We start from the raw sequence: 21670 nt of genomic DNA on the forward strand, positions 1-21670 counted from the left end.
CCCAGGCCAGCCCCGCGCCGTCGGGCACGCCCCACACGGCCAGCTCCAGGGCCGCACCGGTGAGATCGGTCGAGAGGATCTCCGGGGTCGGAGCCAGCGGCGAGCGCGCCCAGTCCGTCGGCGAGCAGCAGCGGTAGACGACGCCGGGCCCTTCGCGCCCCGCCCGCCCGGCCCGCTGCACCCCGGCCGCCCGCGAGACCCCCACCGTCACCAGGCCACTCATGGAGCGGGCCACGTCCAGGCGCGGCTCGCGCGCCAGCGTGGAGTCCACCACCACCCGCACCCCGGGCACCGTCAGCGAGGACTCCGCCACGTTCGTGGCCACCACGACGCGCCGCCGTCCTGCCGGGCTGGGGGTCAGGGCTGCGTCCTGGGCGCTCGCGGGCAGGCGGCCGTGCAGCGGCAGGACGTCCACGCCCGCCAGGGCCGCGCCGCGCAGGCGGGAGACGACGTCGTCGACCTCTCGGGCCCCGGGCAGGAAGACCAGCACGTCACCGGAGCGCTCGGCCAGTGCCCGCTCCACGGTGGTAGCAACGTGGGCGAGGAACTCCCGCGGCACCCCGCGCGGCCCGAGGCGACCGGTGCGCCCCGGCGGCGCCCACACCTCCTCAAGGGGGTGGAGGCGACCGGGCACCTCCACCAGCGGGGCAGCTCCGTCCGACGTGCCGCCCGAGGCTCCGTCCGAGGGGCCGCCCAGGATGCGGCGCAGGCGGTCGGCGTCGAGCGTGGCGGACATGGCCACGACGGTGAGGTCCTCGCGCAGGGCGGCGCGCGCATCCGCCAGGAGGGTCAGGAGCAGGTCGCTGTCCAAGGAGCGCTCGTGGACCTCGTCGAGGATGACGGCGTCGACGCCGCTCAGCTCCGGGTCGTGCTGGAGGCGGCGCAGGAGGAGCCCGGCGGTGACGACCTCGATCCGGGTGTCCGGGCCGGTGCGCCGCTCCCCGCGCACCGCGTATCCGACGGTGCCGCCGACCTCCTCTCCCAGCAGGTCGGCCAGGCGGCGGGCGGCCGCTCGGGCGGCGATGCGCCGCGGCTGGGTGACGACGACGCGGCCCGGCCGGCGTTCCAGGGAACGTCCCGGTGCAGCGGCAGGGACGTCGGCCAGGACGTCGGCCAGGAGCGGTGGGACGAGCGTCGTCTTGCCGGTGCCGGGTGGGGCGGTGAGGACCAGGCAGGTGCCGGCGTCGTCGGAGGCGGAGGGGTTGGAGGAGAAGCGCTCGCGCAGCTCGGGCAGTACCTCGACCACCGGCAGGTCCGGGGGCGAGGCGAGCAGGGCCCCGATGGGGTCGGTCTGCGGCGGCTGCGTGCGGCCCTGCGGCCCGGTGCGAGTCATGCCCCGATTGTGCCCGGTGGGGGAGGGAGCGGGCGGGCCGACGTCGGAGCGGGGCAGGGGCGTGCAGGCGCCGGCGGCTACCGCACGCTCATGAGGATGTCGCGCGATTGCAGGGCGTCGGCGAGCTTCTCGGCGTACTCGGCATGGGTCTTGAGGGACTTGCGCATGCCGAGCGCGCCGCCGATGATGGCCGACCCCGTCGAGGACAGGTAGCGCACCAGGGTCTCGCCGTGCGGGCCGGTCCCGAACTGAAGGTTCTGCGAAAGATAGAAGTTGCGGCCCATGAACGCACCGAAGGCGACGGACATGCCCTTCTTGCCGCGGGTGATCTGGAGGGTGTCGGCGGAGAAGGGGGTGACGGTCCAGCTCTCCCGAGTGAAGAGCTCTGTAACGATTGATCGAACTTGATCGATCGGTGCATTAATTGTAAAAATTCGCTCAGCCATGAGGGGGATGCTAAGCGACCTTCCTTTGTTCTTGCACATTGCGTGCAATCACGTTTGCGTGAAGGCGGCGTGCCGGCCCGCTGGCCTGGCTGTGTGCCCGCCTGCCTGCCCGGCCGGCCCGTCTGTGCGCTCGGCCGGCCCGTCTGTGCGCTCGGCCGGCACACAGATCGACGAAATCTTCAGAATCGACCCGGAGCCGCGTCGATTCTGAAGATTTTGTTGGTGAGTGCGTGCGGGGTGGGCGCCAGCGGCCTGGATTCTCCGGGTGAAGCACGCTTGACACGGAAGGCTTTGTCAAGCACACTAGACATGTCAAGCAAACATGACACCCGCTCGTGGGACGAGTGGCTATTCAAGGAGTGATCGCTATGCTTTCGGCCGTCTCTGCTTCTTCTTTCCTGGCCGCCGTGTCGCAGGCCTCTCCCGGTGTCACCTTCATTGCCGGAGTGGTCGGTGGCCTTGCTGTTGGGATCGTCCTCTACCTGCTCGTCTACCGGTACTCGGCTCGACGCCTGCCCGAGGTCCGTGCCGAGGAGGCGCCCGAGCTCCTCAAGAAGCTCGGTGGGCAGCAGGCTGGTTTCGTCTGCGCCCTCCCCACCGGAATCATGGTGGGCTTCGTGAACCCTGCGGCCACTCATCTCTCCGCCGGGCCGCTTCTGCTGGTCGTCCGTCTCATGGGTGCCGCCATGATCGGCGTCTCCATCGTCGGTGTCGCGTGGCTGTCCCCGCGGCTGCGCGCCGCCCGGAACGCGGCTGCGGCATGAGCCGGTTGGCTCGCCGCGCCTTGGGTGGTGAGGGTCATGGATAACGACGTGCGCAGCCTGCGCGAGGCCCGCGGTCTCACCCAGGCCCAGCTCGGAGTCGCCCTGGGCGTCTCCAGGCAGAGCATCAATTCCATCGAGAAGGGCAAGTACGACCCCTCCCTTCCCCTGGCCATCGCCATAGCCCGCTACTTCGAGACCACTGTTGAGGAGATCTTTCATGTCTGAGTCAGAGCCCACGTCGCCCACGCCCGCTCCTTCCTCCGCTGCGGCCACCGGTTCGTCCTCCTCCGACTCGACGCCGAAGGGTCGACGAAATCTGAGGATCACCGCGCTATGGCAGATCACCGCCGCACGTATGACGCTCGTGGCCGTCGCCGTGGTCCTCCTATGGGTGGCCGCGTTGACGATCCCGTCGAACAGCGACTTCCTCTATGGTGCCGCCAGCGGGGGAACGATCATGATGCTGGCGATCGTCGCCCTGTTCGTCGCCAAGAGGTTCGGATATGAAACCTTCTTCGTCAGGGAGCTCGAGAAGCGGGATGATGAACGTGACAAAGCCGCCTTGCAGCGGGCTTGTGCCCTCACCGGCGCCGTCGGGCTCATCGGCAATGTCGTCGCCGTCACGGTGAGCGCCTTCGGAGGGCCGGTAATGCTGGTCCTGAGCATCGTCCTGTGGCTCCAGCTGATCAGTTTCATCGGGGGGAACATCTATTTCAACCGCACGATGTAGGTCGGGGGAGTGCGGTTGCATCGCCCCGCACGCCCTGCCCGACCCGCCGCCCCGCACACACATCGACGGAATCTTCAGAATCGACCCGGAGCCGCGTCGATTTTGAAGATTTTGTTGGTGGGTGTGGGTTGGGCGCCGGCGGCGGCCGGCGGCGTCTTCGCGTAGACTTCGCTCCACCCTGACCGGCGTCCAGCGCCGGCCATCGTCCCCTGTCCCACCGCCCGCCCCGGGCGCACTCGAGGAGAATCCATGGTCCAGCAGTCCGCCCCGCCAGGAATCTGGGACGAGGACCCCGACGGCGCCTCCATCCTCCTGGCCACGGGGCGCGCCCGCCATGACCTCCTCGTCATCGCCGAGCCCGCCTTCCTGCGCGACCTCGACCAGGCCTGGGGACGCCCCTCTGCCCGGGTGCGCCTGTCCTTCCTGCCCGGCGTTCAGGCTCCCAGCGCCCCCGGCCAGGAGGATGCACTCGTGTCCTATGAGCGCGGTGGCCTCGGCGTCCTCGTCGCCCGTGGTCGCACCAGCATGTACGAGGGCGAGGCTGCCCGCGGTGCGACGGCGCTGGCCCGGATCGCCAGCGGGGCCCGCCTGCGCGCCGCCCTGCTCGTCACCCGCGCCACCCCGCTGCGCGGCTCCGGTGACGTGGCCGGGGGGACGGCGTCGGGGCAGGTGCGCGTCGTCGCCGACCACCTCAACGTCTCCGGTGGTTCTCTCTTCCCGGCCGCCGGTATGGTCTCGGCCGGCTGGGACGCCAGGCTTACCGAGCGCCTGGAGAACCTTCGCGGCGTGAGCGGCAGCTCCGTGGTCGCCCTCGTGCCCGGGCCGCTGCGTCCGAGTCCGGCCGAGTCCCGCGCCCTGGCCTCCCTGGGTGCCGACGCCGCCGTCACCGACTCCGTGGCCGAGGCCATGATCCTGGCCTCGAGGGGAGTGGCGGTCTCCGCCCTGACCTACCTCGACGCTCCGGCCGCCGGCGGCAACCTCGGGCGGGCGCAGCTCTCCCTGCGGCAGGCCTCCGGCGTCACCCTGGCCGCCGTCGAGGAGATCCTCAGAAGCCTGCGGGCCGGTGCCTGAACGTGATTCTGGGAACGGCGTGGAAAAGGATGCTGCCCAGGCTGTCGGCCCCCGTTAAGGTCATCTCGTGAAACCCTTCCTCTTCCTGGCCACCCGCAGCGAGGACGAACCCGCCGACGCCGAGTACGAGGCATTCCTCAAGCGCACCGGCCTGGATGAGTCCACGCTGCGCCGCCTGCGCCTGGAGTCCGAGTCCCTGCCGCAGATCGACCTGGACGACTGGTCCGGCATCCTCGTGGGCGGCTCCCCCTTCAACGCCTCCACCCCGCCGGAGAAGAAGTCCGCCACTCAGAAGCGCGTCGAGGCCGAGCTCTCAGGCCTGCTCGACCGCGTCGTCGAGGCCGACTTCCCCTTCTTCGGCGCCTGCTACGGCGTGGGCACGCTCGCCTGCCACCAGGGCGCCGTCGTCGACACCACCTACGGCGAGGCCGTCACCGCCCCGGAGGTCACTCTCACCGAGGCCGGCCTGGCCGACCCGATCTGCGCGGGCGTCCCGAAGGTCTTCCAGGCCTTCGTCGCCCACAAGGAGGCGGTCACGACGCTGCCGCCCCACGCCGTCCTCCTGGGGACCGGCGAGGCATGCCCGGTCCAGATGTTCCGGATCGGGTCCAACTTGTACGCCACCCAGTTCCACCCCGAGCTCGACGGCGACTACCTCGCCCACCGGCTCGGCTTCTACGCCGGTCACGGCTACTTCGCCGACGACGAGCTCACCGAGCTCCAGGCCCGCGTGCGTCTCGACGACGTCTCCGACTCCTGGAAGCTCCTGGCCAACTTCGTGGCCGTCCACGCCCGCAACTGACGGCTGCGCCGAACCGTCCTGGCGGGTCCTCTGTCCGACGCGGTCAGAAGAAGCGGCCCCGGCAGGGCATTGGCCCGTACCCACCGCAGTGGGTACGGGCCAACCTGTTGCGGCGGTCCGCCGGGGGTAGTTCCTACTTGCCGTCCGACATGGCGCTGGCCGAGGGGTCGGCCGACATCTTGTCGTCGCTCATCTTGCCGTCGGACATCTTCCCGTCGGCGGTCTTGTCGTCGGACATCTTGTTGTCGCTCATGGCGCCGCCCGGGGTGGAGGTCTGCTCCATCTTGTCCTTGTCGGCATTTGTGGAGCCGCAGGCAGCGGTACCGACGGCGAGGGCGGCGACGAGCAGGGCGGCTGACACGATCTTGCGAGTACGCATGGGAGAACTCCTTGGTGGCGTGGGCTGGCGACGTGGCCAGGTGAGTGGTGGCGCAGCAGTGGGCTGCGCCGTCACCAGGAGTTCGGAGCCGATGGGTCCGCGGATGGCGCCAGAGGCGTGAGGTCAGTCACTCTAGGTGGGTAGGCATGCGGTCCTCCTGCATACGTGGGGGCGACGGCGCCAGAGCCGCTCGCCCCCACGGTCGAGGACTGTGCCGCGCTCCAGGATGTCTGCACGCGCCGGTTGACGGCGGAGCTGCGACTCAGGAGCGCCGTCACGCCCATGGCGAGAAGAACGAGGAGGACTGATGCCAGCCAGGCCCGTAACTTCGCGTGCGGGTGATCGCCCGTGCCGATGCTGGTCAGGCCGAGACCTGAGGAGACGACAGCGCGGGATATACCGAACGCGGAGAGAATATACATGTTGACCAGGGCTACGAGTGTTGGGGCGACTCCAACGGTGTAGCGGAATACGCGACTGGTGGGAGATGAGACTCCCAGATAGAGGTTGATCGAGGCAATGACGGCCACGATGATCGTGATGACTACCCCAACAGTGAGTGGTATTCCTCGATCATTTGGCCCGATTGCGGGGGTCATCCATATATTGACCGTCTGGCTACTCGTGCCTGATTGATAAAATTTTGCGTTGAGGAGCAGTTTTGTGATCCGGTGGAGCATTGAAACGAGGAGGAACAGGTTCGTCGCCATTCCAAGACTGACCAGCCAGTGTCGAGGGGGGTTGGTGGTCCTTCCCATCCGGGTTGTGAAGATCGCTGCGGAGCCAGTGGCCAGCAGACACAAAATGGCGAGGGGGTTGCCGATGGGGTCGTTATTCAGTATTAATACGTCAATGAAGAATAGTTGAACTGCGACCGCTGTTGTGATGATGCTGACCTGGTTTCTGATGATGTTGATGATGGAGATGGGAATAAGAATGAGCCACCAAGCACCTAGCGTGTATGGAATGTAATACAGTGCATTGAAGTAGTCTTGCGTTGTGGGATTATGCAGGGAAGGGAAGGCGTCGTTTGTGGACGTGTCGTTGATTGTCCACATCACGTGAACCCCGACCGCTAATAGTGTCAGTACGAGGGCGGCCAGTCGGTCGCGTCCCCAGGGGGTGGATGAGGGGAAGGCGGCCTTGCGGGTGATGCCGAGCGGTGGCGCGCTGACCGGTGATGGCGGCACGAACGGCTGCGGCTGCAGGGTCACAGGGACAGGGCCCAAGGATGGGGTGGGGGTGAACCTGGGAAAGCTCGCGGTGGGCCCCGCCGAATAGGGGTCGATATCAGTCCCGTTGGTGACGATACTGCTGGCAGGCTGGCCGATGCTGGACAGGTGCGGCGCCACCGGCTGCGTCGGAGGAGCGGTCTGGGCCTGGAAAAGATAGGGGTAGTCGGCTTGCTGCCCGCCCTGGGGCCCGTGGCCCGGTGTGAGGGCCGCATGCGGTGGCGACGCGGGGGCGTGCGGCCCGTGTGGCATCACGCCGTATGGCGTGGCCGGGCCGTGTCCATAAGCGTCCGACGGCGTCGGAGGGGGGCTGCTCTGAGGTGAAGGTGGCTGCCGCATAGTGGGCATTGTGCTCGACCTGTCGGTCGGTGTCGATAACCGAGGTGGCGGCGCGTGCCGACCTCGCGGTGGTGGGACCGGCTCAGTACCCGCCCGTCCGTGGCGACTGGGACCGGTGATACCGGCTGAAGCGGTTCTGCATGCCCGGTGCTCCGCCAGCATGAAGTCCCTGCTGAGCTCCTCCGGTGGACTCCTTGTTGGTGAGGTGACGGGCGGCGGCCACCGTCGAGCCGACGGTGATGATCCCCACGACGATGACTGCCAGCAGCATGAAACCGGTCTCGGACGGCGTGTGACTGTGCCCGTCAGCCGAGGGCCCTCCGAAGACAGTGGAGACGAAGAGGCTGTCGAGGCTCAACAGGGATGCGCAAGTAATGGACGTTATCTTAAATGTCTTGCCATAAGATCCGCGGGCCGCCTGGATGACGCTGATACCCGACACGATGGCGATGAGGGTGGAGAGTATCAGGGCGGGCACTAAGGGAATCCCGACTCCGTCGGAGTCCGACCACACAAGCCAGAGATGTGAGGTGTAGTGAGTGATGCTCTGGCTGTCTGATTCTGATGTCAAGATGTAGGAGATCCAGCCAAAATTCATGAAACGGAGAATCGTGTTGAACAGGATGAACTGACAGGAGCCTACGGCGAGAGTCAGGATCCAGGATCGTGGCTCCTTCAGCCTCTGGTTAAGTCGTGTGGTCGCGACGGCTCCGACAGTGGCGATGACGAAAGAGATAACAATGATGACGGTATTGATGTGAACCTGATGGGACTGGGCTGTTCCGGTTGGGAGCATGACTGCCACGAATCCGAACCACAGCGCCAATCCGGTCATCTCGGAGACGGGCTGGTTTCGGAAGAGGCGACGGAAGGCGAAGAAGAGCCACCACAGGTTCGGCGTGATGCTGATGTATATCATTGAGGCCGCCAGTCTGGAGAGGGAGAGCCAACTGTGCTTGCTCGTAATGTACGCATTCATCGACGTAATGAAGTTTGCGGTCTCCAGGACGGCGAGTACGAGCAGTGCCGTGAGCGCCACGGCCTTCGCACCGCGCCACGGCACATGGTGTGGTGCGCCCAAGGGTTGGGATGAGGTCGTTCCTGGACGCGGGCTGCTCAGCTGTGGCGGTCTGGCAGGAGAGGGATAGCCCGGTGCGGTGACTGCTCCGCTCAGGTATGCCGACCCGGTGCCCGAGCCCGCGCCGTGCTGAAACTGCTGGAACTGCTGCGGTTGCGGCTGGTACGGCTGGTACGGCTGATACTGCAGTGCGGAGGCCTGCACGGGCGCAGGCGGGTAGGGCTGGCCCGGGAAGGCGGGGGCCCCGGGTGGGCGCACCACTGACTGTGTCGGAATCGCGCTTTGCGCGGGAGGCATGTACGCGCCGTGACCGGCCGGCGTCGGCGCCTGCCCGTATGTCACCCCGCCCTGCGGAGCGCTCACCGAAGGCTGGCCATAGGCTGCCTGCGGCGGGTACTGCGGGCTCGATGGACCGTTGTATCCCGGTGGCGGCCCCGGATAGGTGGGCGGGTAAGTCATGACAACGTCCTGATGATCGTGGCTCTCAGCTCCAGAACTGCGTCTGTACCCCCGAGTCGTTCGGGGCCTGTGGCCCCAAGGGCGGCAGCTCAGCTGCGGGTGAAGTGTGAGATGAAGTTGCGGATGATCCGTCCGGCGTCGTGCGCCTCGGAGGACCGGGCCTGGGTGAGGATGTCCTCGCTCATGTCCGGGTCACCGTAACCGGCCTCGTCGTAGATGCTGACGCGCCGCTCGAACCGGACGGCGTCGAGCTCAGGGTTGAACTGGCAGGCGTAGACGTTCCTGCCCACGCGCAGCATCTGGACCGGGCAGTCCGGGGAGCTCGCCAGCAAGGTCGCGTGCGGGGGCACCTCCCCGACGCCCTCGTAGTGGCCGGCGAAGACCGTGACCACCTGGGGGAGCCCCTCCAGGACCGGGTCCTTACGGCCCTCCGCCGTCAGGAATAGGTCGACGGCTCCCAGCTCCTCACCGAATTCCTCCTGCGTCCCGGTGCCCAGGTAGGCGGCCAGCACCTGGAGCGCGACGCCGGTGGCCAGAAGGGGGATGCCCTCCTTGAGAATCACCCCGAGCAGTTCGCGGATCTGCTCCTCGACGTTGAGCTGACTGCGGGTCTTCTCGGCTGCCGGCGTGTCCGCGTTGTAGGGGCTGGCCCCGATGAGTACTCCGGAGACATCGGCCGCGGTGAAGGAGTCGAGGAAGTCGACCTCCTCCAGGGCGATGTGCTGCAGGTCGTCGCGCGACAGACCGCTCTGAGCCAGGAAGGACTCGTACTCGTCCTGCGCCGCCTCGTGCTCGGGGCGCGTGGTCACCATGATGAAAGGCTTCACGGGACCACTGTAGGGGACCGGTTGGCCCGGTGTGGCCGTCCGACCCTAGAGCATGAACAGTATGAGGAGGAGGCAGGGCCACAGGATGACGGAGACGCCTCCCAGAATGAGCCCCAACCAGGCCAGCCCCTCACCGGAGTCATAGCTGTGGCGCAGGCGCCGCAGCGCGCTGATGCCCAGGATGATCGCGGCGACGCCGACGAAGGGGATGAAGCTGAGCAGCCCGCACACCAGGGCGGCCGTCGCCCCGGAGTCGCTGCGGGGGCGGGGTGCCGTGTAGCCGGGGCCGGAGAAGATTTCTGCCGGGTCGAGATTCTCGGTGCCGGGGAAGACGAATCCCGGAGGGAGTCCGTCGACGTACTGCTCCGAGCTCGGCGAGAAGCGTGGTGCGCTCAGCCCTGGCGGGGAGGTTCCAGCGGTGCTCATGACCACATCATGCACCGCCGGTGCCCGGGAGAGGCATCCTTCCCGCGGACGAATCGGGCCCTGCCCGGCAGATGCCTGCGAGGAGCCCGGTCCGGTGCTCGCCGAGCAGGGGCTATGCTGAAGTCCCGGCAGACTCTGCCGGGTCCTGCCGAGCGTCTCGCGGGTGGATTTCCCACGGGACACAGTCATTCCCCTCGTTGCCTAGGCAGGAGCTCACTCGTGTCCTCTTCTACCTCTCGTGGCTGGCGCCTGCACGGCGATGGCCGGTCCATCGCCCCGGGTGAGGTCGTCGCCCCCGGTGAGCGCCTCACCTGGCCGCGCACCATCGGCATTGGTGTCCAGCACGTCATCGCCATGTTCGGCGCCACCTTCCTGGTGCCGCTGCTGACCGGCTTCGACCCGGCGACGACGCTGTTCTTCACCGGCGTGGGCACCCTGCTGTTCCTGGGCATCACCTCCGGGCGCCTGCCCAGCTACCTGGGCTCCTCCTTCGCACTCCTCGCCCCCATTGGCGCCGTGACCGGCTATACGCGCGACAGCGGTCTCCCCCTTGACCCCCACAAGGCAGCTCTGGCGCAGGGCGGGATCATCTCGGTGGGACTGTGTCTGCTGGTGGTGGGCGTCATCGTCCACCTGGTCGGCTCCGCCTGGATCGACCGTCTCATGCCGCCGATCGTCACCGGCGCGATCGTCGCCCTCATCGGCTTCAACCTGGCCCCCGCGGCCTGGGGCAATGTCACAAAGAGCCCCGTGACCGCGGTCGTCACGATCGTCTCGATCCTGGTCATCACCGTGATGTTCAAGGGCCTCATTGGGCGCCTGGCGATCCTCTTCGGCGTGCTCATCGGCTACGCCACCGCGGTGCTGCGCGGGGAGGTGCACTTCGACAAGGTGGCCAAGGCCCCTGTCCTGGGGCTGCCCGACTTCCACGCCCCGGCCTTCGACCTGCGCTACCTGGGCCTGTTCATCCCCGTGGTGCTCGTCCTGATCGCTGAGAACATCGGCCACGTCAAGTCCGTCTCGGCCATGACCGGGGAGGACCTCGACGACGTCACCGGCCGAGCCCTGTTCGCCGACGGGCTGTCCACCATGCTCGCCGGCGCCGGCGGCGGCTCGGGCACCACCACCTACGCGGAGAACATCGGCGTCATGGCCGCCACCCGCGTCTACTCCACCGCCGCCTACGTGGTGGCGGCGCTCAGCGCCCTGGGCCTGTCCCTCCTGCCGAAGTTCGGTCAGATCATCGCCACGATCCCGGCCGGCGTCCTGGGCGGGGCCGCCACGGTCCTCTACGGAATGATCGGCATGCTGGGGGTGCGCATCTGGGTGCAGAACCGCGTGGACTTCTCCGACCCGGTCAACCTCAATACGGCGGCCGTGTCCATGGTGGTGGCCATCGCCGACTACACCCTGGTCTGGGGGGACATGACCTTCAAGGGCATCGCCCTGGGCTCGGCCGCCGCCATCGGCGTCTACCACGCGATGCGCTGGATCTCGAAACTGCGCGGCACCAACCTGGAGCAGGCCTCGCCGGCCTCGGCCCCCGCTGGCACCGAGCTGGAGGGCCCGGCCTACTCCAGCCGCGCCGCCCACTCGCCCGCGGCCGCGTCTGCGGCGGCTCCGACGTCGTCGAGCACCGATGGCGCTGAGAGCGCCGGTGAGAGCCGCGACTGAGCCGCCCCGCGGAAGTCAGTCCGCCGAGCCTCTTTCATTGGCTCACAGTCGCCCCCGGCAAGACCGGCCCCGCCCTGGAACTGCACCCGAGCTGGCGTCTCAGACGCGATGACGCCCTGAATCGGGAACTGCGTTTCCCGTCCAGAACGTACTTGTCCCCCAGACGACTGAGGCCGGACCTCAGTCGTCTGGGGGACAACGCAGTCCTCGTCGGAGAAGTACGTCCTCGATCGGGGCAAGAAGCTGTCGTCGTCGGGACGCTTCCGCCCGGACTGGGCGGCCCCGGATCAGCTGGGCTTCTTCGTGGCGACCTTGTCCGCCGGAACGCAGTCGCTGGGGGCGGTAATGGGCTTGCCGGCGCCGAGAAGCTTGATCTCGTCCGACTTCAGCGCGTTCTGCAGGTACTCCTTGCCCAGGACCACCGAGACCGTGGTGTCGTCGTCGGACAGGCTCTTGTCGAGCTGCACCGTGGACTTGGGGAAGATCTGGGCCAGGGAGTAGGCATTGGTCAGGCCGCCCTTGGAGGCCATGATCTGGACCTCGCCGCTGTAGATGCCCCCCGGCCAGTCATTCGCCGAGGTGACGGTCAGTCCCGCCTCCTCCAGCTCCTGCTGCACCGTGGCGGCCAGACCCACCGTCTCCGAGCCGTTGTAGACGTTGATCTTCTCGATCGTGGTGACGTCGACAGTCTTGGCGCCGTTGGGCGGGCAGGGCTGGGGCACGTAGGTCGCCGTGCTCTTGGGGTGCGAGAAGCCCGGGTTGTAGGCGGGCAGGATGCCCAGCGATACCAGGAGACTCACGGCGACCGCGACCACCATGACGGCCAGAATGGTGCCGATGACGGTGGCCTGACGGTGTTGCATGTGCCGCCGGTACTCGGCGCGCGGATCTGCGGGACTACTCACGCGATCCAGGGTAATGGACGACGACGCTCATCGGGTGGTGGTGGGCTCGATGTGACATGGGACCGAGCCGTGGACGGGGGTGTCGGGCGGGTCGCCGAGTGCGCTGCCGGTGAGGGTCAGGCGCTCGGTGGCGCCGGGGCAAGCCGCGGCACCCCCTCCTCCGTGACCTCCAGGATGCGGGCGTGGATCGCGGTGCGCCCCTGCAGTGCGGCGCGCAGTGCCCGGTGCAGCCCGGTCTCCAGGTAGAGGTCTCCCTTGAAGGAGACGACATGAGCGAACAGGTCGCCGTAGAAGGTGGAGTCGTCATCCAGGAGGCTGCGCAGATCGAGAGTCGCACGGGTGGTGGTGAGATCGGCCAGGCGGATCTGTCGAGGCGCGATGACGGCCCAATCGCGCTGAGTGGTGACCCCGTGGTCGGGGTAGGGGGGCCTCTCGCGTACTGCCTTGAAGATCACGGCAACATCCTAGTGAATGAAGCGGCCACAGGTGCGTGGGGGAGCCGTGGGTCGTCCAACATCAACGACCTCGACGACCTCGACGACCTCGTCATCATCGCCTCCGGCCGGGGGTCGGTCCGCTGGGGTGACCCCGTCCGGACCCTCCTGGGGAAGGGGAGACCTTTCCGTTATCTGTCTCACTAGTTGGAATGTGGCCGACAGGACGGTGATTCCGTCATCTCTCTGTGATTGGCGTTATCGCTGCGATATCTGGTGGTTTACTGGAAAGATGGGACGTCTGATGCCGGAAATCGGCGCGTCGCCTGACCTTCGGACTGTTCCTCTCTTCTTCCGGGCTCTAGTACCGTGTTGGCCGCACCGACCTCGACCGAAAGGATGCCGCAGTCATGACCATCGCGGTCCGCCGAAGCGGCTTCACCATTCCCCTGTCCCTCGTCGTTCTCACCTCAACCGCCATGCTTCTGGCCGGTTGTCAGTCCGGTGGTGCCTCCAACGCCAATCAGCAGGGCACCACGGGTTCATCGTCATCTGCGAAGACGCAGTCGTCGGCCAGTGCCCAGGCGACCTCCGGGCAGAAGGCGGGACACGCCTCTCCTCGCATCCCCAGTCCTACCGGTAAGGGCTCCGCCGACTCCTCCGCGTCGCAGCCCTCCGGCTCCCAGTCCCGTCCTGCGAGCCCGCGGGCCAACGAGCCCCGTCCCGCCGCCAGCGGGAACAGCGCCCCCAAGACGTTGGCCTCCGGCAAGACGGACGCTCCGGGACAGCAGAACGGTGGTGCCTCCAAGACCCCCCAGGGTCAGGGGAAGGCCGACGACGCTGGCAAGTCCTACGCCGGAGCCACTCAGGCACCGCGCTCCGCGGCACCCGAGACTCCGAAGTCCTCGGATCAGCCGACGCCGGCTGAGAAGTCCGCCAACAAGCCGGCTGAGAAGCCCGCCGACACCCAAACCGACAAACAGGCTGACAAGCCGGCTGACGCCCAGACCGACAAACAGGCTGACAAGGGCGCCCCCGCGCAGACGCCTGCTGAGCCGGCCGCCCCCGCCGACGAGCAGCCCGGCCAGGCCACGTCCTTCGTCCCGGACAACCTCGTCTCGGAGAAGACCGCCATGATCGTGTCGCCGTCGGGCAACATCGGCTGCGACCTGTCCGCCCACCACGCGGGCTGCGGCGTGCTGTCCTACCGCTCCGACGGCACCTACGGCAAGGATGAGGCGGGCTCGCCCAAGTGGTGGTTCGACCTCAGCTCCGGTGGGACTCCGCAGCTCGCCGGCCGTAGCGAGGGTGCCTTCTCGCTCGATGAGGCCTTCCGCGGCGGCGGCTCCTCGCCCCAGGTGGTGGAGTACGGCCAGTCCGTCACCTTCGGCTCCTGGGTGTGCCGCTCCGAGGAGAACGGCATGACCTGCCGCAACACCGAGACCGGTCACGGCGTCTTCCTCAGTTCCGGGCGCTACGAGGCCTTCTGACCCCCGAGCTCGAGACATTCTCGGTACGCCTGTGTTCGCCCCGGTGACGTGTCGCCGGGGCGAACCCGGCTCATGCGGGCTGCAGCGGACCAGTGAGGTAGTGCTGGATCGTCGGTCCGACGACCTCCACGAGGTGGTCGATACTCGCTCCGGCGATGGGCTCCAGGCGTAGCACGTAACGGATCATGGCCAGTCCCACCAGCTGGGAGCCGGCCAGGGCGGCCCGTTCTCGCGCCGAGGTGATTGACAGGCCCGACTGCTCAAGGGCCTCGGTCATCGGGACTGCGATCTGCTCAGTGGCGTAGTTCTGGATCGCCTCCGGGCTGCGGACGTCGGCGGCCATCCACTGCAGCAGGGTGCGGAAGGTCGCGCCGTCGGCGTCGTCGTCCCAGGCCGTTAGCGACAGGCGTACCAGGCGGGGACCGGCCGAGAGAAGATCCCCGTTGATGGCAGTGGCGATCTCCTGGCTCGCCTGCGCGCGCAGGTTGACCGCCGCCCCGAACAGGTCCCCCTTGGAGCCGAAGTAGTAGGACACGAGTGCCGGGTCTACGCCGGCTGTGCGGGCCACCGCGCGGATGGTCGTGCCCTCATAGCCCTGGGTCAGGAAGGACTCGCGCGCGGCAGTCAGGATCGCCTCCTGGGTGGAGGATGGTCGGCTGCCGCCATCGTCGGGGCGACGTCTGGGGCCTCGACGGCGCGCGCGGACAGGGCGGCGCTCGGATGGCTCGTCGTCGAGCGGGGCGCCGGGCTGCGGTGCGCGAAGAACATCACTGGTCACTCCAGGAGGTTACGGACGCTTCAGCCGCACGTGATGGCCGCCGCCCGGCCGACCCGAGTAGTTCCGGAGGAACGCGGCGCTTGATCGGGGTCGGCGATCCCGGGAAAGTACGACAGCCGCCCTCATTTTAAGGAAGGCTATCGATGCGATATTCAATATTCTTCAGGGCTCCGGGGTGGCTGCGGCCGCCCGGAAAGACGGCTCCAGGGGGCTACTTCTTGGAGTTCTTGGCTGAGCCCTTGACCTGTGACTTGTCCCCCTGGGTGACGACACAGGTGATCTTGCGGTCGCCCTGGGCCCAGGTGCCTTCGCCCGGCGTGAGGTACTCGACCTGGTAGCTGGTCTTGCCGGACTCGATCCCGACGTACTTGGTGAAGTCCTCGCCCAGGCAGAAGCCCTGCCCCAGGGAGTCACGTGCCTCTGGCTTGGGGAACTCCTTGATGTCATCGCTGAAGGTGGTCTGCGCGATGACCTCGTAGGTGTGAGCCTTGGAGCAGTCGACCACGATGACCTCGCCGATCGCCTGATCCCCGCCGGAGTCCTTGCTCACAGTGTTGTAGCACTGCCCGACCTCGAGGTCCTTGGTGGCGGTGGTGGTCTGCGAGGAGAGCAGGCCGCAGGAGGTCAGCCCCATGGTGACAGCGGCGGCGACAGGAAGGGCGAGGAGCGTGGTCCGGGTGCGCATGGCTCGAACCGTAACAGTCGGAATGGCCGGATTGTGCCGGTTTTCTGCCGGCTCCTGGTCACGACCGGAGAGATGGCTGAAAAAATCCGGGATAAGGACCGGGTGGCGACATGAGACGGAGAAACGGAGAGTCGCCACCCGGCCGGAGTGGGAGGCGGGACGGTGTTCGCGAGGCGCGGGAAGGGAGAAGTGGGTCTTCTCCATCAGTGGTGCGCCGTGCGCGGCCGTCCTGCTCGATGGGGACAGACTAGGAGTTCTTGATGGAATTATTCAATGGTGTGTTATCCCGGTTCTGGGCGAAGCAGACCAACGAGTGGTCCCCCTGGTCCCAGGAGGACTGCGAGGGGGTCAGGGCCACCGCCTGGTACTTCTTGGCCTTGGAGGGGGAGCCGACGTAGCTGTCCAGCAACGGTCCGCAGACGGCGGTGACCTCATCGGAGGTGTTCGCCTCGGCATAGGTGGAGGCTGTGGACTGCCCCGTTCCGGTCACCTCGTACTGGTGGGGAGTGGAGCAGTCGACGAGCTTCGCGCCCGTGGCCTCCGTTCCGCCCTGCTCGGTTCCGTTGACCATCTCGGAGATGCAGTTGCCGGTCTTGAGGTCATGGATGTCCACGGTCTTGGCGCCGCCCTCCGCTTTGGCGCTCGAGCCGGTGGAGGCATCGGTGCGAGGCGTGGCCGAGGAGTCGCCGTCGGAGTCCCGGGCGTCCTTGTCCTGGGGGGAGCCTGTGGGGGTGGCCTTGGCCGAGGAGGAGGGACCAGTGGAGGGGGTGCCCACCGCGTCCTCGTCGCAGGCACTGAGGCTCACGGCGAGAAGGAGCGCGGTTGGCAGGGCGATGAGGGATGAGGCTCTTGTGCGCATGGGGCCATCGTGGCAGGAGCGGGTGGCGGCGTCGATGGGGAGGGAACCTGATCGGACGCCCGCTGCAGGCGGCGGAGCGGAGGACGGAAAAACCCCGAAATCACGCGGATTCCGGGGTGGTGGCGGAGGATGGGGGATTCGAACCCCCGAGGGCTTGCACCCAACACGCTTTCCAAGCGTGCGCCATAGGCCACTAGGCGAATCCTCCAGGCGCTCCACGCGGCGACAACCACGTGCAACGAGAAAGGAATATATCGGACCGCCCATCCCCGGGGCCAGCCCGGGGCGGTGGGATCTGTCACGCGAGGCCGGTTTCGCGGCGTCGACCCCGCCAGGACGCACCGTAGGTCTTCAGGGCGCACCTCCCAGGACCGTCCTCGGCCCCTCCTGTGCGTCCTCGAGCTCAGGGGAGGGGCGGGCGCGGCAGCCGCATGCGGACGGTTCGCAACCCGGGGCCGGATCGGGTAGTCTCTCGCTCGGCCCCTCGTGCGGCGTCATCCAGTGAATCCCCCAGGACCGGAAGGTAGCAAGGGTAAGCAGGCTCTGGCGGGTGCGCGAGGGGTCCTTGCGTGCCCGGACAGCCCCAACCTCGCTCAGTGCCTCCGAGGCTCCTGAGACCCCCGAGGCCCCGGAGGGTCAGGCCCGGGCGGCGTCGACCTCCATCAGGCGGCCGCTGGCCAGGTCCAGGACGAAGCCGCGCACGGCCCCGGTGTGGGGGAGGAAGGGTGAGGCCTTGATGCGGGCGATCGACTGACGCACGCTGCCAGCCAGGTCGGTGAAGGCCCCCGGCGCCCAGGTCGGCCTCGCGCCGGTGTCCGCCTCCAGGGCGGAGCACAGCTCCTCGTCGGTGAAGGAGAGCATGCCGCAGCCGGTGTGGTGGATGAGGACGATCTCCTCGGTGCCCAACAGGTGCTGGCTGATCGACAGGGAGCGGATCGTGTCCTCGGTGACCAGTCCGCCGGCGTTGCGGATGACGTGCGCCTCACCCGGGGCGAGCCCCAGGGCCGCGAAGACGTCCACGCGCGAGTCCATGCAGGCCACGACCGCGACCTTCTGCTTCCCCTTGGCCGCCAGGCCGCCCCGGGAGAGAACCTCGGCGCAGTAGGCGGCGTTGCGGGAGACAAGAGCCTTAGTGACGGACATGGTTCCTCCCGTTCCTCCAGCTGGCGACGCGCCGGCTCCCCCATCGTGCCAGATGCTTGTGACCTCACGGCGGTATCCGGCTACCTTCGAGAACTGGCTCAGCAGATTGCTGTCGTTGGTGGCCGGTAACCTGATCACCATGAACCTTCTGGAACGTGCAGCCGCTCGACGTGAGATGTCTCTGGCAGGTCTGGACGCAGCCAGCCAAGCTGAGTTGGGGCAGTTCTTCACGCCTGTCGCTGTCGCTCGGATCATGGCGGATCTGGTGCGTCTGCCTGAGTCCGGTATGTTCCGAGTGCTGGATCCAGGGGCGGGATCGGGGGTGCTGACTGCTGCGGTGGTTGATCGCCTGAGACGGGAGCGGCCGGATCTTCAGGTGGTGCTGACTGCAGTTGAGGCGGATCGGACCCTGTGGCCCGTCCTGGCTGACACTCTTGCGGACTGTGAGATGGAGGCGAGGGTTGTTACTGCTCTAGTGAAGGGTGACTTTGTTGACTGGGCGCTGCGCACTGATGAGCGCTTCGATCTCGTGATTCAGAATCCGCCCTACCGAAAGATCCGTTCGGGGTCGGCCTTGGACAGGAATTTGCGTACTGTCGGGATTGGGGTTCCCAACATTTATGCGGGATTCATGGCACTTGGAGCCATTTTGCTGGACGCTGATGGGCAACAGGTTTCTATCACTCCGCGTTCTTGGATGAACGGCACCTATTTCAGGCAGTTCCGTCGAACTCTGCTGGCTTCTTTCGGAATCGACGGTATCCATACCTTCCAGTCTCGTTCTGAGGTGTTCGGGGACCTTGGAGTACTCCAGGAGACGATTATCGTGTCTGTGACACGTGGGGTGCAGCCCCCAGTCGTCCGCCTGTCCTCGTCCGTGGATCACCGCGATATGCCGACGGTTCGAGACGTCCCGGCTTCTCAGGTCGTCACTGATGATTTTGTCTTCGTTCCTGCCTCGCGTGAGGATGCTGAGGCTGTTGAATGGATGCGGTGTGCTCACTACAGTTTGACTGATCTGGGACTCGCTGTCTCAACTGGACGTGTGGTGGACTTTCGTTTGCGAGAACACCTCAGGAACAGTTGCGGCAATGATGTTGTGCCAATGGTCTACTCGGCCAACATTGTTGACAACGTGGTTCTTCATCCGCGTCCCTCGATCAAGAAACCTCAGTGGTTTCATGCTGAGGGGCCGTTGAGGTCGAAAGTGCTGGTGCCAGCGGGTACTTATGTTCTGGTGAAGAGGTTCTCCGCCAAGGAGGAGAGGCGTCGAATCGTGGCCGCAGTCTGGTCGGATGATGTGCGTCAGCCTGCTTTTGATAACAAGCTAAACTATATTCACTGTTCTGGGCGGGGGGTGGATCGTGAGCTGGCGCTTGGCCTGGCTGTCTGGCTGAACTCTAAGCAGGTAGATGACTTCTTTCGTGTGTTCTCTGGTCATACTCAAGTTAACGCCGGCGACCTGAGGAAGATGAAGTTCCCTAGTATTGAACGGCTACTTCTTCTGGGGCGGAGTGAGTTGGGGCCCGACGATGCTGTTCGTCAGGTGATGGCAGCTGAGCGCATGGAGGCGGCGTGAGTACCGTCCAGGAAGCCCAGGATATCCTTCGGGCGTTCGGATTCGATAGTAGGCGAACGAATGAGGCCTCGGCGCGCACGCTTTTGGCTCTCGCTGGGCTTGATGAGAACAATACGTGGACCGACTCCACCAATGAACGTATGGGTGTGCGGGCCATCTTGGACTGGATGCGTGGCCCGCTGAGCCATCCCATCGCCGAGAACTCGCGTGAGACCATCCGCCGCTTCGTCCTCCATCAGTTTGTTGATGCGGGATTCTGTCTCTACAACGACGATAACCCGGGTCGACCAACCAACTCTTCGAAAAACAATTACCGTCTCAATCCGGAGGCCTTGTTGACGATCAGGCTCTATGGGACGCCTGACTTCGTCCCGGCTGTTGAGGAGTATCTGGCTGAGGTTGGGAGCCTTGAAGCGAAGTACAGGGCTGCCCGTGATCTCACGCGCATTCCGGTTACCACGCCGGATGGCGGGGTGTTCACGTTGAAGGGTGGGGGGCAGAACATCCTCATCAAAGCGATGGTGGAAGATTTCTGTGCCTACTTTGTCCCTGGTGGTGAGATTCTCTATGTGGGTGATGCTGACGAGAAGCTGGCGACCTTCGAGCGTGATCGCCTTGCTGAGCTGGGTGTTGTGGTCGATGAGCATGGAAAAATGCCGGACCTGGTGGTCTACCAGGCCAGCAAGAACTGGCTGTTCCTTGTGGAAGCTGCCTCAACGCACGGTCCTGTGGACCACATTCGCTACAGCGAGCTGTCTCGTATGTTCGCTGGTTCGTCGGCTGGTGTCGTCTATGTCTCCTGTTTCCCCAACCGATCGATCATGAGGAGGTTTCTCGGTGATTTGGCATGGGAGACCGAGGTGTGGTTGGCCTCGGATCCCACGCACATGATCCACCTGAACGGTGACAGGTTCTTCGGACCTCATCCTCGCTAACCGATGATCGAGGTGCCGTTCTGATGTCGAAGGCCGTCTCTCGGAGTCTCAGCCGAAGCGGGACGCCCAGACGGAACCTGACCCGCCCGGAGCCTCGCACGGTGTCGGCCCGGCCGATTAGGCTCGGGCCGTGACCACCGCTCTGTACCGCCGCTACCGCCCCGACACCTTCCAGGAGGTCATCGGGCAGGACCATGTCACCGCTCCGCTCATGGCGGCGCTGCGGGCCGACCGCGTCACCCACGCCTACCTCTTCTCCGGCCCGCGCGGCTGCGGCAAGACGACGTCGGCGCGCATCCTGGCCCGCTGCCTCAACTGCGCCCAGGCCCCCACCGACACCCCCTGCGGCACCTGCCCCTCCTGCCGGGACCTGGCCACCGGCGGACCCGGCAGCCTCGACGTCGTCGAGATCGACGCCGCCAGCCACAACGGCGTCGACGACGCCCGCGACCTGCGCGAGCGCGCCGCCTTTGCCCCGGCCCGCGACCGCTACAAGATCTTCATCCTCGACGAGGCCCACATGGTCACCGCGCAGGGCTTCAACGCGCTGCTCAAGCTCGTCGAGGAGCCGCCGGCGCACGTGAAGTTCATCTTCGCCACCACTGAGCCGGAGAAGGTCATCGGCACCATCCGCTCGCGCACCCACCACTACCCCTTCCGCCTCGTCCCACCTGATGTCCTCGAGGGCTACCTCGGCCACCTGTGCCGGGCCGAGGGCGTCGAGATCGGCCCCGGCGTCTTCCCCCTCGTGGTGCGTGCCGGCGGCGGCTCCGTGCGCGACACCCTCTCGGTCATGGACCAGCTCATCGGCGGGGCGCACGACGGCGGCGTCGACTACCAGCGGGCCGTCGCCCTGCTGGGCTACACCGACACCACCATGCTCGACCAGTGCGTCGACGCCATCGCGGCGGGCGACGGCGCCGGCGTCTTCCGGGTGGTGGACCGGGTCGTCTCCTCCGGGCACGACCCCCGCCGCTTCGTGGAGGACCTGCTGGCCCGGCTGCGCGACCTGCTCGTCATCGCCCTGGCCGGCTCCGAGGCCGGTGCGGCGCTCGGCTCCCTGCCGGTCGATGAGCTCGAACGCATGGACCTGCAGGCCCGCACCATGGGGGCCGCCGCCCTCTCGCGGGCCGCCGACACCACTGCCCAGGCCCTGACCGCCATGGTCGGCGCCACCTCTCCCCGCCTCCAGCTCGAGCTGCTCGTAGCCCGTCTACTCATCCCCGCCGGAGGCGCCGCCAGAGGTGGTGGCGTTGCGGCCGGGGGTGCGGCCGCGAGGGGCCCGGCCGGCGCGGCCGGAAG

Annotated in this window: 23 protein-coding genes, 1 tRNA gene and 1 other RNA gene; 11 read left to right on the forward strand and 14 right to left on the reverse strand. The window is 66.8% G+C overall.

Going from position 1 to position 21670, the window contains the following annotated elements; all coding sequences use genetic code 11:
• Positions 1-1333: helicase-related protein (locus tag RIV14_RS11825; protein ID WP_309325196.1), on the reverse strand; the 1333-nt coding region annotated here is incomplete at its 3' end.
• Positions 1334-1410: 77 nt separating this feature from the next.
• The gene (locus RIV14_RS11830) at positions 1411-1779 is read right to left on the reverse strand and encodes a hypothetical protein (protein ID WP_075372485.1); all 369 of its coding nucleotides are present in this window, start codon (positions 1777-1779) and stop codon (positions 1411-1413) included.
• A gap of 368 nt (positions 1780-2147) precedes the next feature.
• Here RIV14_RS11830 and RIV14_RS11835 point away from each other — a divergent pair, with 368 nt between their 5' ends.
• From RIV14_RS11835 to RIV14_RS11855, 5 genes are all read left to right on the forward strand, one after another.
• Positions 2148-2543 carry a PTS sugar transporter gene (locus RIV14_RS11835; RefSeq protein ID WP_256699291.1) on the forward strand — a complete coding sequence of 132 codons (396 nt, stop codon included), beginning with the start codon at positions 2148-2150 and terminating at the stop codon, positions 2541-2543.
• Positions 2544-2579: 36 nt separating this feature from the next.
• Complete coding sequence (locus tag RIV14_RS11840; protein ID WP_070658705.1) at positions 2580-2768, forward strand: helix-turn-helix transcriptional regulator; 189 nt, start codon at positions 2580-2582, stop codon at positions 2766-2768.
• The gene (locus tag RIV14_RS11845) at positions 2761-3273 is read left to right on the forward strand and encodes a hypothetical protein (protein ID WP_256699290.1); all 513 of its coding nucleotides are present in this window, start codon (positions 2761-2763) and stop codon (positions 3271-3273) included. Before RIV14_RS11840 ends, RIV14_RS11845 begins: the two co-directional genes overlap by 8 nt.
• Before the next feature lie 249 nt (positions 3274-3522).
• Positions 3523-4344, forward strand: coding sequence for a nucleoside phosphorylase-I family protein (locus RIV14_RS11850; RefSeq protein ID WP_075372482.1), 822 nt, complete (start codon positions 3523-3525; stop codon positions 4342-4344).
• A 67-nt stretch (positions 4345-4411) separates the two neighbouring features.
• Positions 4412-5146 carry a glutamine amidotransferase gene (locus tag RIV14_RS11855; RefSeq protein WP_075372481.1) on the forward strand — a complete coding sequence of 245 codons (735 nt, stop codon included), beginning with the start codon at positions 4412-4414 and terminating at the stop codon, positions 5144-5146.
• A 133-nt stretch (positions 5147-5279) separates the two neighbouring features.
• Here RIV14_RS11855 and RIV14_RS11860 read toward each other — a convergent pair whose 3' ends face one another.
• The 5 genes from RIV14_RS11860 to RIV14_RS11880 form a co-directional block, all read right to left on the reverse strand.
• Entirely contained in the window at positions 5280-5525 is a 246-nt protein-coding gene (locus RIV14_RS11860; protein ID WP_075372480.1) for a hypothetical protein, read from the reverse strand.
• 71 nt (positions 5526-5596) lie between these two features.
• Positions 5597-6739: a hypothetical protein gene (locus tag RIV14_RS11865; protein ID WP_143224210.1), complete on the reverse strand. Its 1143-nt coding sequence runs from the start codon at positions 6737-6739 to the stop codon at positions 5597-5599.
• A 439-nt stretch (positions 6740-7178) separates the two neighbouring features.
• A complete protein-coding gene (locus RIV14_RS11870) occupies positions 7179-8633 on the reverse strand; it encodes an annexin A7 (RefSeq protein WP_075372479.1) in 1455 nt (484 codons plus the stop codon).
• 89 nt (positions 8634-8722) lie between these two features.
• Complete coding sequence (locus tag RIV14_RS11875; protein ID WP_075372478.1) at positions 8723-9460, reverse strand: glutamine amidotransferase-related protein; 738 nt, start codon at positions 9458-9460, stop codon at positions 8723-8725.
• Between the two features lie 45 nt (positions 9461-9505).
• Positions 9506-9886, reverse strand: coding sequence for a DUF4190 domain-containing protein (locus tag RIV14_RS11880; RefSeq protein WP_081381846.1), 381 nt, complete (start codon positions 9884-9886; stop codon positions 9506-9508).
• A gap of 219 nt (positions 9887-10105) precedes the next feature.
• Between RIV14_RS11880 and RIV14_RS11885 the strand changes: the two genes are divergently transcribed.
• Entirely contained in the window at positions 10106-11560 is a 1455-nt protein-coding gene (locus RIV14_RS11885) for a uracil-xanthine permease family protein (protein WP_075372477.1), read from the forward strand.
• Positions 11561-11847: 287 nt separating this feature from the next.
• Here the strand turns inward: RIV14_RS11885 and RIV14_RS11890 are convergent, their stop codons facing one another.
• Both RIV14_RS11890 and RIV14_RS11895 read right to left on the reverse strand, forming a co-directional pair.
• On the reverse strand, positions 11848-12423 hold the full coding sequence (locus RIV14_RS11890; protein WP_081381845.1) for a LytR C-terminal domain-containing protein: 576 nt from the start codon (positions 12421-12423) through the stop codon (positions 11848-11850).
• Positions 12424-12581: 158 nt separating this feature from the next.
• Positions 12582-12920, reverse strand: a complete 339-nt coding sequence (locus RIV14_RS11895; RefSeq protein WP_003788121.1) for a hypothetical protein — start codon at positions 12918-12920, stop codon at positions 12582-12584.
• 389 nt (positions 12921-13309) lie between these two features.
• Here RIV14_RS11895 and RIV14_RS11900 point away from each other — a divergent pair, with 389 nt between their 5' ends.
• Entirely contained in the window at positions 13310-14389 is a 1080-nt protein-coding gene (locus RIV14_RS11900) for a hypothetical protein (protein WP_075372475.1), read from the forward strand.
• A 70-nt stretch (positions 14390-14459) separates the two neighbouring features.
• Here the strand turns inward: RIV14_RS11900 and RIV14_RS11905 are convergent, their stop codons facing one another.
• The 4 genes from RIV14_RS11905 to RIV14_RS11920 form a co-directional block, all read right to left on the reverse strand.
• Positions 14460-15167, reverse strand: a complete 708-nt coding sequence (locus RIV14_RS11905; RefSeq protein ID WP_075372474.1) for a TetR/AcrR family transcriptional regulator — start codon at positions 15165-15167, stop codon at positions 14460-14462.
• A 211-nt stretch (positions 15168-15378) separates the two neighbouring features.
• On the reverse strand, positions 15379-15852 hold the full coding sequence (locus tag RIV14_RS11910; RefSeq protein WP_075372473.1) for a septum formation family protein: 474 nt from the start codon (positions 15850-15852) through the stop codon (positions 15379-15381).
• A 247-nt stretch (positions 15853-16099) separates the two neighbouring features.
• The gene (locus RIV14_RS11915; protein ID WP_075372472.1) at positions 16100-16711 is read right to left on the reverse strand and encodes a septum formation family protein; all 612 of its coding nucleotides are present in this window, start codon (positions 16709-16711) and stop codon (positions 16100-16102) included.
• A gap of 120 nt (positions 16712-16831) precedes the next feature.
• Positions 16832-16919 (reverse strand) — tRNA-Ser (locus RIV14_RS11920).
• Between the two features lie 267 nt (positions 16920-17186).
• Between RIV14_RS11920 and ffs the strand changes: the two genes are divergently transcribed.
• Positions 17187-17281: signal recognition particle sRNA small type (ffs, locus tag RIV14_RS11925), an RNA gene on the forward strand.
• 66 nt (positions 17282-17347) lie between these two features.
• Here the strand turns inward: ffs and RIV14_RS11930 are convergent.
• Complete coding sequence (locus RIV14_RS11930) at positions 17348-17854, reverse strand: beta-class carbonic anhydrase (RefSeq protein WP_075372471.1); 507 nt, start codon at positions 17852-17854, stop codon at positions 17348-17350.
• Between the two features lie 139 nt (positions 17855-17993).
• On the opposite strand from RIV14_RS11930, the gene RIV14_RS11935 reads away from it, so the two are divergent.
• From RIV14_RS11935 to RIV14_RS11945, 3 genes are all read left to right on the forward strand, one after another.
• Positions 17994-19433, forward strand: coding sequence for an Eco57I restriction-modification methylase domain-containing protein (locus RIV14_RS11935; protein WP_075372494.1), 1440 nt, complete (start codon positions 17994-17996; stop codon positions 19431-19433).
• Entirely contained in the window at positions 19430-20368 is a 939-nt protein-coding gene (locus tag RIV14_RS11940; protein WP_075372470.1) for a BsuBI/PstI family type II restriction endonuclease, read from the forward strand. The genes RIV14_RS11935 and RIV14_RS11940 overlap by 4 nt, the downstream gene beginning before the upstream one ends.
• Positions 20369-20498: 130 nt before the next feature.
• A partial coding sequence (locus RIV14_RS11945; protein WP_309325197.1) for a DNA polymerase III subunit gamma and tau occupies positions 20499-21670 on the forward strand: 1172 nt, incomplete at its 3' end.

The organism is Actinomyces acetigenes (assembly GCF_031296635.1).
Lineage (GTDB): Bacteria > Actinomycetota > Actinomycetes > Actinomycetales > Actinomycetaceae > Actinomyces > Actinomyces acetigenes.